Genomic DNA, 12889 nt, shown 5'->3' on the forward strand with positions numbered 1-12889 from the left:
TATGACAGCCGTCATCGCCGTGCTGCATGCCGAGGACGTGGCACTTGAGTTCCTGTCCGTCCTGAGACGGCACGCGGAGGACGACATCGGGGTCGTCATCGGGCGCCCCGGCACCCGGGTGACCCTCCCCGGTGGCCTGTCGCTGCGGGAACGCCTGGAGCTGCTCGCGCCGTTCGTCGAGCCGGGGGGCAACACCGCGGCCCTGCCGGGACCCGAGGAGGTCGCGGGCCTGCTGGGTGAGGCGACGGGGGAGGTCTGGACCCACTCCCCGGCCGACCACCGCATCCGCAGGGCCAGGTTCGGCTGGATCGTCTCCAGGGCGCTGGCGGGCCGGGCCGTGACGTACTCGGTGGGGGACAACCTGTTCCTGCAGACGGTTCCCGGCCAGGTGGCGGGGCTCACCGGAGCCGAGGCCGCCGCGAAGATCGACTTCATCAACCGGCACGCGGGGGAGCTGCTGCGCAGCCGTGTGCCCGACCGGCTCGTCACCACCGACCGGGTGCCGGTGGTCGAACGCTTCTTCACCGTCGACACCGAGCGGGCGAACCGGCTCTACGCCCTCATCTCCAGCCTGGGGGAGGACGCGGCCGTCGCCGACGACCCGTGGGAGTTCGGGCGCTCGCCGTACGAGGCGGACCGGCTGGACGTCACGGCGGCCTGGATCGGCCGATGGTGCTCTCCGGACGACGGGCCGCTGGTCGAGGTGGGGGCCTGCCAGGGTGAGCTGACCCGCAGGCTGGTCGGCAAGGGGTACGCCGTCCAGGCGACCGAGCCGAACGCCTCCTTCCTGGCCAGGCTGGGGGAACGGGACCTGGGGGCCGAGCTCTCCGCGGAGAGCCTGGAGGAGCTGGCCGCCGGGCGCTCCCGGCCTGCGGCGGCCTACCTGCTGATCGAGATGCTCTACTACGACCAGGACCTGACGCTGCTGGACGCCCTGCCGACCGACCGGATCCTGCTGGCGCTGGAGACCGAACGGCTCAACGACGTGGTCTGGCCCTGGCTCAGGGAACAGTCGGTCTGGCGGGTGGCCGAACGGGTCGAACTGGCCCCGCCGACCCTTGAGTTCGTCTGCGACGACCTGGCCTACCTGCGTAAGCGGGGCAGCCGGGGACTCGTGCTGACCAGGAACGGACAGGTGTGATGAGCTGGCGGACGATCGTGGTCTCCCCGCACTTCGACGACGCGGCCATGTCGGTCGCGGGGGTCCTCGCCAGGAGCGAGGGGCCCTCGGTGATCGTCACGGTGCTCGGCGGCGCCGCGGCGGAGCGGGAGTCGTCCTGGGACCGGCTGTGCGGGTTCGCCTCCGCGGAGGAGACGGCCCGTGAACGGCTGGCGGAGGACGCCAGGGCGTGTGAGGTCCTCGGCGCCGAGCAGGTGGCGCTCGACTATCCCGACGTGCCCGCACAGGCGCTGAGACTGGACGGGCTGGCGGACTTCCTGACCGCCGGCGTCACACCGGACACCCGGGTGCTGGTCCCGATGGGCATCGGCAACGCCGACCACGAGACCGTCCGTGACCGGGCGCTCGACGCGCTGAGCGGGCTCGGGGCGGGGGAGGTCCTGGCCTACGCGGACCTGCCTTACGCCTCGGCGGCCCGCGAGTGGGGCACCCCGGAGGCCGCGCGGGCCCTGGCGGAGCGGCAGCCGGTGCTGACGCTGGCCGGGCGGCACCGGCTGCGTCCCGAGCCGCCGGTACGGCTCGACGAGCGGGAGTGGGCGCTCAAACGGCGCGCCGTCCTGTCCTACGCCTCGCAGATCGCACCCCTGGCCTGCGAGTACGGGGAGTTCGTCGCGATGCCGGGGCCGCTGCAGCACGAACTTCTGTGGGCCCTCGAAAGCGAGTCCGCCGCGAGTCCGGCGTGATGTTCGCGGTGAACTCACGCCGGACTCGCGGCGGGCTCACAGGGTCCCGTACGGCCCGCGCGCTCAGGCCGGGGTCAGGTCCGTCACGGCGGTCCTGCCCGTGAGCAACTCGGCCACGGCCTGCCCCGAGGCGGTCGTCGCGCCGTGGGTGGTGATGTGCGTGCCCCCCGGTGTCAGCGGGCCGGGCAGGCCCATCTCGACCACGATCGCGTCGGGCCGTCCGGCCAGCAGGGTGTCGAGGCCGGCCGAGACCCAGGTGTGACGGTGCGCGTCGCGTACCACGACCACCAGGGGGCGTCCCTCGGCGGGCACCGGGAGCGGGTCCTCGGGGCCGAGCCGTACGCCGTCAGTGCCGGGGAGCAGCGCGGCCAGCGGCTCGGCCACGCCCCACGGGGTGACCCGGTCGATGGCGATGTTGGTCTCGGAGACGAACTCGACCACCTGCGGGGCCGTGACGAGAGGGAACCCCTCACCGCGGACCCGCAGGGCGCGCCTGGCCGCGGCGAGGCCGGAGGGGTCGGCTTCGGTGCCTCCGGTGACCCAGGTCGCCCGGCGCTGTTCGGCCGACCACGCGGCCAGGCGGCGCACCCGCTCCGCGGCCTCGGCCAGGCGCTCCTCGGGAAGCGTGCCGTCGATCACCGCGGCCATGATGGCGTTGCGCATGAAACCGACGACGCCCGCGCCCTTGCGTTCGCCGCCGACACAGATGGCGTCGGCACCCGCGGCCAGGGCGCGCACTGCGGCGCCGGTCACGCCGTAGCGCTCGGCGACCGAGGGCATCTCGACGGCGTCGGTCACGATCAGGCCGTCGAAGCCGAGTTCCTCCCGCAGGAGCCCGACCAGCAGCCGGTGGCTCAGCGTCGCCGGGAGTTCGGCGTCGTAGGCGGGCACCAGCAGGTGACCGGTCATCACGGCCCGCACTCCCGCCTCGATGGCGGTCCGGTACGGCGGAAGCGTGGTCGCGGCGAGTTCCTCGACCGAGTAGGAGACCGTCGGCAGGTCGTTGTGGGAGTCGACGGCGGTCGCGCCGTGCCCGGGGAAGTGCTTGGCGCAGGCGGCGACCCCGGCGGCCTGCAGGCCGGTGACCCACGCCGCGGCGTGCCTGGCGACCAGCCACGGGTCGGAGCCGAAGGCGCGGGTGCCGACGACGGGGTTGTCCAGGTCGGAGTTGACGTCGATCACGGGGGCGTAGTTGAGGGTGACACCCGCCCGCGCCAGGTCGGCGCCGATCTCGCGGGCCACCCGCTCGGTCAGCTCGGGGTCGTCCACCGCGCCGAGGGCGAGGTTGCCGGGACGGGAACTGCCGGTGAGGGCCTCAAGCCGGGTGACGTCCCCGCCCTCCTCGTCGGTGGCGATCACCACGTCCGGGTTCTCCGCGCGCAGGGCGGCCGTCAGGGCTCTGATCTGGGGGCCGTCCACGAGGTTCCTGGAGTAGAGCGCGACCCCGCCGAGCCCGTCGGCGAGCCGTCTGCGCAGCCAGTCGGGCACCTCGGTCCCCACGAAGCCCGGCTGCAGCACGGTGTCCGCAAGCCTGGCCAGCTCGGGACTCGCGCCACTCAGGCCCCCGCGAACGCTCATAACGCCTCCGTTTTTTCAACATCGTCTTTTGCTTGTTTCAGACGTACCACATGTGTAGCATTCGGATTGCGTTAATAGACAGGAAACTTTACTAATTAAAGGTTTCCTGGCGGTCCCATGCCCGTGTCGCCCGCCCGAAGACAAGTCACCCATGAGGGAGACGGACCGGATGTCGCACACCCGGCTAATCGCGCCGGTCCCTCCGCACCGTCGCCTCCCACCGCCGTCATGTCCTCGGGCCGCGTCCCAGGACGAGCCACGGAACGTGCCCGTCCTCGCGGGATCCGGGCCACAAGAGCCGGTCAAAACCGAACCAGATGAGGAGTCCCCGTGACCGACCTGTTCTCCCCGGCCAAGGAAACCGAGCCCTTAGGCCTGGAGGACCCGGTGACCGCCCAGATACGCGAGATCTGGCAGGAGGTGCTCCGTGTCGACGACATCGGTCCCGACGAGGACCTCTACGATCTCGGCGGCCACTCGCTGACCATCACCCAGATCATCGCCAGGACCCGTCGCAGACTCGGCGTCGAGGTCTCCCTGGACGTCTTCTTCGACAATCCCACCGTCGCCGGCATGGCCGAGGAGGTCACCCGGCTGCGGGGAGAGCAGGCGTGAACGCGCTTCCCTCCGCACGAGAGCTCTTCCCCGCGCCGGGGCTGTCTCCCGCGCAGGAACGCATGTGGTTCCTCGACCGGCTCTCCCCCGGCGACGGGGCCAACAACATGGTCGTCTGCGAGAGGCTGACCGGGCCGCTCGACACCGGGGCCCTGGAACGGGCGCTGAGTGAGATCGTCGCCAGGCACGAGGCGCTGCGCACCGTCTTCCCCGACCGGGAGGGCGTCCCGGAGGCCAGGGTGCTCGACCCGGAACCGGTGGTCGTCGAACACCTCACCCCGGTGGGCGAGCCGTCCCCGGAGACCCTCGCCGAACTCAGCAACCGGCCCTTCGACCTGGCCTCGGGACCGCTGCTGCGCGCGGCCCTGGCCCGCGTCGGCCCCGAGGAGCACATCCTCCACCTGGTCGTGCACCACATCGCCGGGGACGCCTGGTCGATCGAGCAGATCCTCTATCCCGAACTGGCCGTTCTCTACTCGGCCTTCGCCTCGGGACGGCCGTCACCGCTGGCACCGCCACGGCGAGGCTACTCCGACCACGTGCGGGAGCGGCGCGAACGCCCGGCCGACGTCACGAGCCCGGCGAGGGAGCTCGACGGCGTCCCGGCGCTCGAACTGCCGACCGACAGGCCCCGCCCCGCCGTACGGACGACCGAGGGGGACCTGGTGATCCACCGGGTCCCGATCGGGCTGTGGCGGCGCGTCACCGAGCTGGCCAGGACCGAGCGGTGCACCCCGTTCATGGTGCTGCTGGCCGCATACCAGGTCCTGCTGTCCCGCTACAGCGGTCAGGAGGACTTCTGCGTCGGCACCCCCGTCGCCGGGCGTGACCGGGAGGAGGACGAGGAGGTCTTCGGGCTCTTCGTCAACACCCTGGCCCTGCGCGCCGACCTCGGGGGCGACCCGGCCTTCCGCGACCTCCTCAAACGCGTACGGCGCCGCGCCTTCACCATGTACGGCCACGCCGCGGTGCCGTTCGAGCGGCTGGTCGCCGAGCTGCGGCTGGGCGGGGACCCGGCCAGGACCCCGCTGGTCCAGACGTTGCTGACACTCGGCAACCCCGAGGCCGGCTCCCTCGAACTCGACGGGCTGCGCGTCGAGCCGGTGCTGTCCGGGCTGGTCTCGGCCAAGTTCGACCTGTCGCTGAACGTGGTCGTCTACCCCGAGCACCTGCAGCTCATGTTCGACTACAGCACGGCCCTGTACGACCGGGCGAGCGTCGAACGGATGGCCGTGCACCTGGAGACGCTGCTCGGCTCCGTCACCGCGACCCCGGGCGGCCGGTTGTCCGAGCTGGAGATCCTGCCGGAGGCCGAACGCGCGGCCCTGCTCGGCGAGCCTCCCGAGGAACTGGCCTGGGAGGAGGGAGCCCTCCTGCTGGACCACCTGGTCGCCAGGCAGGCCGCCCGCACCCCGGAGGCGCCCGCCGTCGTCACCGCGGAGGCGACGCTCACCTACGGCGACCTCGACCGGGCCGCCGACGCCGTCGCCGCCGGGTTGCGTCCCCTGCTGGATTCGGGGCCGGTCGAACCGAGGGTCGGGCTCGCCCTGACCGCGAGCCCCGAGGCGATCGTCGCGCTGCTCGGCGTCCTCAAGGCGGGGGCCGCGTACGTGCCGCTGGACCCGGCCCAGCCCGTGGAACGGCTGACCGCGCTGCTGCGGGACGCGGGCGTGGCCGCGGTGATCGCGGACGAGGCCGGGTTCGCCGGGTTCATCGGGGGGCCGGTCGTCACCCGCGCCGACCTCGCCGCCTGGACCTCCCGGATCGCGCCGGCCAGAGAGCCGGCCAGAGAGCTGGCCAGGGAGCCGGTCAGGGGCAGGTCCGTGCCCAGGCACCCGGACCAGGCCGCCTACGTGATCTACACCTCCGGTTCGACCGGGAGCCCCAAGGGGGTGGTCGTCGGGCACCGGACCCTGTCCCATCTGGCCAGGTCCTTCCGCGACCTGCACGGCTTCGGGCCGGGGGAACGGGTGCTCATGGTCCCGCCGCTCAGCTTCGACGCCTCGGCCGGGGACGTCTTCCCCGCGCTGATCAGCGGCGCCGCCCTGGTGCTGCACCCCGACCCCGCCTCGCTGACCGGGCCCGGCCTCGCCGAACTGTGCGACGACCTCTCGGTCACCATGGTCGACACCGCCTGCGCCCTGTGGCAGCAGTGGGTCGAGGAGCTGGACCGGGCGGGCCTGCGGCTGCGCGGGCCGCTCACCACGATGATGGTCGGCGGCGAGAGCGTCCCGGTCGCACGGCTGCGGACCTGGGCGGGGCTGACCGGCGGGCGGGTCGCCTTCCACAACCACTACGGGCCGACCGAGGCGACCGTCTGCGCCACCTCCTACCGCACGACGGACGGCGCCGAGGTGAACGCCCCCCACCTGCCGATCGGCACGGCGCTGGCGCACACCCGCGTCTACGTGCTCGACCGGCACGGCAACCCGGCCCCGACGGGTGTGCCCGGCGAGGTGCACATCGGCGGGGAGTGCCTGGCCCACGGCTACCTCGGCCGCCCCGGCCTGACCGCCGAGCGTTTCCTGCCCGACCCGTTCTCGCCCCGGGCGGGGGCCAGGATGTACGCCACCGGGGACCTGGCCAGATGGCTGCCCGGCGGCGACCTGGAGTTCCTCGGCAGGACCGACCGGCAGGTCAAGGTCAACGGCGTCAGGATCGAGCCCGGTGAGGTCGAGGCCGCCTGCCTGGCCCACCCAGGGGTCCGCGAGGCCGTCGTCGTCGCGAGAGAGGGGCGGCTGGTCGCCTACCTCGTCGGGGAACCGGTCGGCCTGGCGCGGCTGCGGGCCTTCCTGGCCTCCAGGCTGCCCGGCTCCATGCTGCCCGGGGCCGTCGTCATGCTGCCCGCGCTGCCGCTCACCCCGCACGGCAAGATCGACCACCGGGCGCTTCCGGAACCGGACACGCGCTCCGCGCCGCCGTACGAGGCGCCGAGGGAGGGCACGGAACGGGAGCTCGCCGCGATCTGGGCGGGGCTGCTCGGCGGAGAGCCGGGACGCGGGGACAACTTCTTCGACCTGGGCGGCACCTCGCTGCTCGTGCCCCGGGTCGTCTCCGGGATCTCGGCCAGGCTCGGGGTCACGGTGCCGATGAGCGAGGTGTTCACCGCCTCCGACCTGGCCGACCTGGCCGGGATCGTGGACGGCGGGCCCGCCGAGACCGTGGACCTGCGGGCGGAGGCGGTCCTGCCGCCGGATGTCGTCCCCGGCGGGCCGGTCGTCACGGGGCCGCCCCGGCGGGTGCTGCTCACCGGCGCGACCGGCTTCCTCGGCGCCTACCTGCTGGCCGAACTGCTGCGCCGTACCGAGGCGACCGTGCACTGCCTGGTCAGGGGGAGCGAGCCGGAGGAACGGCTGCGCGCGGGCCTGGAACGCTACGGGCTGTGGGAGGAGGACCTGGCCGGGCGGATCGTCGCCGAGCCCGGTGACCTCGGCGTCCCCGGCCTCGGCCTGCCCGGCGGGCGCTTCGCGGAGCTGGCCGGGACGGCCGACCTCATCGTGCACAACGGGGCCGTGGTCAACTTCGCCTGGCCGTACCGGAGACTGCGGGCGGCCAACGTGGACGGCCTCGTCGAGGTGCTGCGCCTGGCCACGAGCGGCGGCAGGACCGTCCCGGTCCACCTGGTCTCGACCCTCGGCGTCCACCTGACCCCCGGCGAGCGCACGGTCAGGGAGAAGGACCCGCTGCCCGACCCGGAGCCGCTCACCCTCGGCTACGACCGGAGCAAGTGGGTCGCCGACCGGATCGCCGGGCTGGCGCGCCACGCCGGGCTGCCGGTCTCCGTCCACCGGCCCGCCAGGATCTCCGCCGACAGCGGGACTGGCACGGCCGCGCCGGACGACTTCCTCGGCCGGTTCTTCGAGACCTGCGCGCGCCTCGGCTCGGTGCCCGAAGGGGAACGGCTGGACATGGCGCCGGTCGACCACGTCGCGGCGGCGATCGTCCACCTGGCGCTGAGCGGGGCCGTCGGCGACTTCCACCACCACAACCCCGGCCTGCTGCGCCCCGCCGTGCTGGCGGAGGGACTGGCCGAGCGCGGCTTCCCCGTACGGCTCATGCCGAGCGAGGAGTGGCGCAGGCTCGCCCGTGACCGCGTCGCGGTCGGCGACGACCTGCCCATCGCCCTCTACCCGGCCTTCATCGCCGAGTACGGCGGGCAGGCCGGTCCCTCCTTCGACTGCTCGGCGACCGAGGAGATGCTCGCGCCCGCCGGGCTGGTCTGCCCGCCCGCCGACGCGGCGCTGCTCGGCCGCTACCTGGACCACTACGTGGCCTCAGGAGTGCTCGTGGGGGGCCGCCGTGACTGACGGTGCGGACGCCGGCGTGCGCAGGTTCGCCGTCATCTGGGCCGCGCAGCTGCTGTCGATCATCGGTTCGAGCCTGACCGGGTTCGTGCTCGGGGTCTGGGTGTACCAGCGCACCGGATCGGCGACCCAGTTCACGCTGATCATGCTCTGCGCGGTGCTGCCCGAGGTGCTGCTCTCGCAGCTCGCGGGCACGGCGGCCGACCGGCTCGACCGCAGGCGGCTGCTGATGGCGGCGGACGCCGGGGCGGCCGTGGTGACCGTCGCGCTGGCCGTACTGCTGGCCACCGGCTCGCTGCAGGTCTGGCACGTCTACGTGGTCACCGCGGCGGGGGCCGTCTTCGGCACCTTCCACATGGCCGCCTACCACTCGATGATGCCGCTGATCATGCCGAGCAGGCACCTGGGCCGCGCCAACGGCCTGATGCAGGTCGCCGACGCGGTCAACATCGCGGCCCCGCTGCTGGCGGGCACGCTGCTGGTGACGGTGGGGATCACCGGCGTCGTGGTGGCCGACCTGGCGACCTTCCTGGTCACCATGGCCGTCATGTTCGCCGTACGGCTGCCGCCCGAGGTGACCCGGCCCGGCGCGGTCACCGCCCCGGAGCCGCTCCGCGGCGACCTGGCCTTCGGCTGGCGTCACCTGCGGGCCAGGCCGGGACTGCTCCTGCTGGTCGCGCTGCTGGCCGCGCACAACCTGCTCTTCGGCGCCGCGGGAGTGCTGGTCCAGCCGCTCATCCTGTCGTTCGGCTCCCCGGCCGTGCTGGGCGCGCTGATGTTCGCCGGAGGCGCGGGCGTCTTCGCCGGGGGACTGGTGCTGAGCGCCTGGGGCGGGCCCCGGCGCAGGGTGCGGGGCGTCGTGCTGTTCACGGCGCTCGGCGGGGTGCTGCTGGCCCTGCACAGCCTCGCGCCCTCGCCGTGGCTGATCGCGGTCGTGGCGCCCGCCTTCCTGTTCACGCTGCCGTTCGTGCAGGGCACGGCGATGACCGTGGTGCAGGCCAAGACGGAACCCGCCGCGCTCGGCCGGGTGCTCAGCACCGTGCGGACCCTCACCCAGACGGCGACGGTGCTCGCCTACCTGGCCGCGGGCCCCCTCGCCGACCGCGTCCTGGAACCCGCGATGGCTCCCGGAGGGGCGCTGGCGGGAGTCCTCGGCGGCGTGATCGGCACCGGCCCCGGCCGGGGTGTGGCGGCCGTCTTCCTCATCTCCGGCCTGGGCCTGCTGGTCCTGGCCCCGCTGCTCTACCTTCAGCCCCGCCTGCGCGGGGTCGAGGCCGAGCTTCCGGACGCGCGTCCGGAGCCCGACCCCACGCGGGCCGCCCAGACCGTGTGATCCGACAGGCGTCGTGTGCTCAGCGAGGAGCCACGCGCGGAGAAGTCATGCGCGGAGAAGAGCAAGGAAGCCACGTGAACCGTGCAGATCATGCAAACCATGCAAGTCGCGCAAGGAGATAGCGATGCCGCTCTACCTCGACCCCGAGGAACTCCGCTACCAGGCACCGGGACCACACCTCGACCTGATCGGGGCGATGGCCTTCCGCGCCGCCGGGGCCGCCCAGCGATTAGGGATCTTCGAGGCGCTCACGGCCGGGCCGTCGTCCGCCGCCGAACTGGCGGCCAGGACGGGCACGGACCCCGGCACACTGCCCGTCCTGCTGGACGGTCTCGTCGGTTTCGGCTACCTCGACAGGGGGGCGCGGGGAACCTACGCCAACAGCCCGATGACGGCGAACTCCCTCGACCGGCGCGACCCGTGGAGCTACGCCCCGGCGCTGGCCTTCTGGCACGACCTGCTGGGCGAGCTGTGGGACGGCCTTGAGGAGACCGTCAGGACCGGCAGGCCACAGGCCGACTTCTACACCTGGCTTGAGGGCCGCCCGCGCACGTTGCGCGACTTCCAGACCATGCTGGACGGGATGGCCGCGGGCATGGCCCCCCTCATCGCCGAGACCGCGCCCGACCCGGGGGAGCGGCTGCTCGACGTCGGCGGCGGCCACGCCCGCCACAGCATCGCCCTCTGCCAGGTCCACCCGCGCCTGACCGCGACGGTCGTGGACCTGCCCGGCGCGATCGAGGGCGGCAGGACCCGGGTCGAGGAGGCGGGACTCGGCGACCGTGTCACCCTCGTCCCCGGCGACGTGACCACGGCCGACCTCGGCACCGGCTACGACACCGCGCTGCTGTTCAACGTCTGCCACGGCTTCGACGCGGCGGCCAACCGCGCGCTGCTCGGCAGGGTCGCCGCCGCGCTGCGGCCCGGCGGCGCGCTGCTCGTCCTGGAGACCTTCGCCGACCTGCCTGAGGGGACCTCCCCGGTCGCCGAGGCCTTCCTGCGCTCCTTCAGCCTCAACCTCGCCGTCACCCAGGGCGGCCGCCTCCACTCCTTCGCGGACGTGGCCGGATGGCTGGCCGAGGCGGGGTTCGAACACCTGGAACGTCGCGGCCTCGACGGCCCCGACGAACTGCTCGTCGCCCGTCTGGCCGGCGCCGTACGGACGACAGGGGAGGGACGATGAAACGCCGGATCCTCATCATCGGAGCGGGGCCCGCGGGCACGCTCCTGGCCTGCTACCTCGTACGGCGGGGCTTCCAGGTCGACGTCTACGAACAGCGTCCCGACCCCCGGCTCCTCGACGAGGACGAGAGCAGGTCGATCAACCTCGGCCTGTCGGCCAGGGGCATCAAGGCGCTCGACGACATCGGCCTGATGGAGAGGCTGCGGCCGCTCATCGTGCCGATGCGCGGCAGGGCCATCCACCTGCCCGGCGGCGCGCTCCCCTTCCAGCCGTACGGCGCGCACGAGGGCGAGATCCTCCACTCGGTGCTGCGCCGCGACCTCATCACCACCCTGGTCGACCACGCCGAGGCCCAGCCGGGGGTGCGCTTCCACTTCGGGCACCGGCTGGTCGACCTCGACCGCGAGGCGGCGGCCGTACGGCTCGTCGGGCCCGAGGGGGAGGAGGTCGGCGCGGCCGCGGACGCGGTGATCGGCGCCGACGGCGCGTTCTCCCGGGTGCGGGCCCGGATGCAGCACGGGCTGCGGGCCGACCTCCACCTGGAGTTCCTGGAATGGGGCTACAAGGAGCTGACCATCCCCGCGGCCGACGACGGCTCGGCCAGGACCAGGCTTGAGGCGCTGCACGTCTGGCCGGGGGAGGACGCCCTCATCGTCGCCCACCCCAACCGGGACAACTCGCTGACCGGCACCCTCTTCCTGCCCTTCGAGCGGTTCGGCGAGATCACCGACCCCGAGACGTTCCTGGCCGCGCGCTTCCCGGACACCCGGGAGCTCATGCCGTACCTCGCCAAGGAGTACGCCGAGCATCCGGTCGGGCACCTGGTCTCGGTCCGCACCTCGCACTGGCACCACAGGGACAAGGTGGCGCTGATCGGCGACGCCTGCCACGCGGTCTACCCCTTCTACGGCCAGGGGATGAACTCGGCGCTTGAGGACTGCACGGTCCTGGACCGGTGTCTCGGCGACCATCCGGACGACCTGGGCGCGGCCTTCGCCGCCTACCAGCGGCTGCGCAAACCGCACACCGACGTGCTGGACGAGCTGTCGAAGCAGAACTTCGTCGAGCTGCGCGACCGGCTCCGCTCCCCGCTCCACCTGGCCCGCAAGAAGGCCGACCTGCTGCTGGCCAGGCTGCTGCCCGGCAGATGGGTGCCGCTGTACACGATGGTCTCGCACACCACGATCCCCTACGCCGACGCGCTGGCCCGCGCCAGGCGCCAGGACGCGTCGCTGAAGGCCGGGAGTGCCGCGCTCGGGGCGGTGCTGGCGGCCACGCTCGCGTTCGCCGTGCGACGGGGGAGGGGCGGACGGCGATGCTGACCGATCCGGCAGACCCCACGCGCGCGCTCATCGAGCTCTCCGACCTGGACGGCGAGCACGAACTGGTCCGCGGGTACGGCGTGCCGCTCAAGGAGACCGTCGTGTGGGCCAGGGAGTACCTGTGCCGGCCCCACCCCGACCTGGGCAGGAAGGGACCCGTCTGCCCCTACGCCCAGACCTCGCTCGACCGGGGGGTCTTCTATCTGGCGGTGCAGCCGGGGACGCCGGACGGCGACGCGGTGGCCGGGGCTTTGGACGGCTACCGCGACTGGTTCCGCGCGCTGGTCTCCCCGCCGGGGACCTCCCCGCAGTACCGCACGATCCTGGTGCTCTTCCCCGACCTGCCGGAGGCGGAGGCGGCGCGGACGATCGACGCCGCGCAGCGGCTGCTCAAGCCGCGCTACGTCAGGGAGGGGCTGATGGTCGGGGAGTTCTACCCGGGGCCGCCGCCGAAGGCGGGGCTGTGGAACCCGGACTTCCTGCCGTTGGGCAGCCCGGTCCCGATGCTGGTGATCAGGCACATGGTGGCGACGGACTTCGCGTTCCTGCGTGAGGACCGGGAACAGCTCGCGGCCTATCTGGAGCGCTTCGGCGACCGGCCGCCCGCGGCGCTGCGCGCGGAGGTGGAGGAGGCGGCCAGGCTGCACGGGTTCACCGTCAGGGTGCCGTAACGCGGAGTTCGTGACGCTTC

At 73.2% G+C, this 12889-nt stretch carries 9 protein-coding genes; 8 read left to right on the plus strand and 1 reads right to left on the minus strand.

Annotation, left to right across the window (positions count from 1 at the left end; all coding sequences use genetic code 11):
* Position 1 precedes the first annotated feature (1 nt).
* Both ABT340_RS00540 and ABT340_RS00545 read left to right on the plus strand, forming a co-directional pair.
* Entirely contained in the window at positions 2-1141 is a 1140-nt protein-coding gene (locus ABT340_RS00540) for a hypothetical protein (RefSeq protein ID WP_352008487.1), read from the plus strand.
* Positions 1141-1863 carry a PIG-L deacetylase family protein gene (locus ABT340_RS00545; protein ID WP_352008488.1) on the plus strand — a complete coding sequence of 241 codons (723 nt, stop codon included), beginning with the start codon at positions 1141-1143 and terminating at the stop codon, positions 1861-1863. The genes ABT340_RS00540 and ABT340_RS00545 overlap by 1 nt, the downstream gene beginning before the upstream one ends.
* A gap of 63 nt (positions 1864-1926) precedes the next feature.
* Here the strand turns inward: ABT340_RS00545 and ABT340_RS00550 are convergent, their stop codons facing one another.
* Positions 1927-3441, minus strand: a complete 1515-nt coding sequence (locus tag ABT340_RS00550) for a glycoside hydrolase family 3 protein (protein WP_352008489.1) — start codon at positions 3439-3441, stop codon at positions 1927-1929.
* Between the two features lie 330 nt (positions 3442-3771).
* Here ABT340_RS00550 and ABT340_RS00555 point away from each other — a divergent pair, with 330 nt between their 5' ends.
* The 6 genes from ABT340_RS00555 to ABT340_RS00580 all read left to right on the plus strand — a co-directional run bounded on the left by ABT340_RS00555 (position 3772) and on the right by ABT340_RS00580 (position 12869).
* Entirely contained in the window at positions 3772-4056 is a 285-nt protein-coding gene (locus ABT340_RS00555; protein ID WP_352008490.1) for a phosphopantetheine-binding protein, read from the plus strand.
* A complete protein-coding gene (locus tag ABT340_RS00560; RefSeq protein ID WP_352008491.1) occupies positions 4053-8363 on the plus strand; it encodes a non-ribosomal peptide synthetase in 4311 nt (1436 codons plus the stop codon). The genes ABT340_RS00555 and ABT340_RS00560 overlap by 4 nt, the downstream gene beginning before the upstream one ends.
* Positions 8356-9693 (plus strand): MFS transporter, encoded by a 1338-nt coding sequence (locus tag ABT340_RS00565; protein ID WP_352008492.1) that lies wholly within the window; start codon positions 8356-8358, stop codon positions 9691-9693. The genes ABT340_RS00560 and ABT340_RS00565 overlap by 8 nt, the downstream gene beginning before the upstream one ends.
* A gap of 124 nt (positions 9694-9817) precedes the next feature.
* Entirely contained in the window at positions 9818-10876 is a 1059-nt protein-coding gene (locus ABT340_RS00570) for a methyltransferase (protein ID WP_352008493.1), read from the plus strand.
* Positions 10873-12198 (plus strand): FAD-dependent oxidoreductase, encoded by a 1326-nt coding sequence (locus ABT340_RS00575; protein ID WP_352008494.1) that lies wholly within the window; start codon positions 10873-10875, stop codon positions 12196-12198. The genes ABT340_RS00570 and ABT340_RS00575 overlap by 4 nt, the downstream gene beginning before the upstream one ends.
* Entirely contained in the window at positions 12192-12869 is a 678-nt protein-coding gene (locus tag ABT340_RS00580) for a DUF6875 domain-containing protein (RefSeq protein ID WP_352008495.1), read from the plus strand. Before ABT340_RS00575 ends, ABT340_RS00580 begins: the two co-directional genes overlap by 7 nt.
* Positions 12870-12889: the final 20 nt, after the last annotated feature.

Source organism: Streptosporangium sp. NPDC000239 (assembly GCF_040300765.1).
In the GTDB taxonomy this organism is placed as follows: Bacteria; Actinomycetota; Actinomycetes; order Streptosporangiales; family Streptosporangiaceae; genus Streptosporangium.

Bases quoted from the DNA above. Each gene is read 5' to 3' on its own strand.
- ABT340_RS00550 (WP_352008489.1), bottom strand. From the start codon at position 3,441: ATGAGCGTTCGCGGGGGCCTGAGTGGCGCGAGTCCCGAGCTGGCCAGG.
- ABT340_RS00545 (WP_352008488.1), top strand. From the start codon at position 1,141: ATGAGCTGGCGGACGATCGTGGTCTCCCCGCACTTCGACGACGCGGCC.
- ABT340_RS00575 (WP_352008494.1), top strand. From the start codon at position 10,873: ATGAAACGCCGGATCCTCATCATCGGAGCGGGGCCCGCGGGCACGCTC.
- ABT340_RS00570 (WP_352008493.1), top strand. From the start codon at position 9,818: ATGCCGCTCTACCTCGACCCCGAGGAACTCCGCTACCAGGCACCGGGA.
- ABT340_RS00540 (WP_352008487.1), top strand. From the start codon at position 2: ATGACAGCCGTCATCGCCGTGCTGCATGCCGAGGACGTGGCACTTGAG.
- ABT340_RS00580 (WP_352008495.1), top strand. From the start codon at position 12,192: ATGCTGACCGATCCGGCAGACCCCACGCGCGCGCTCATCGAGCTCTCC.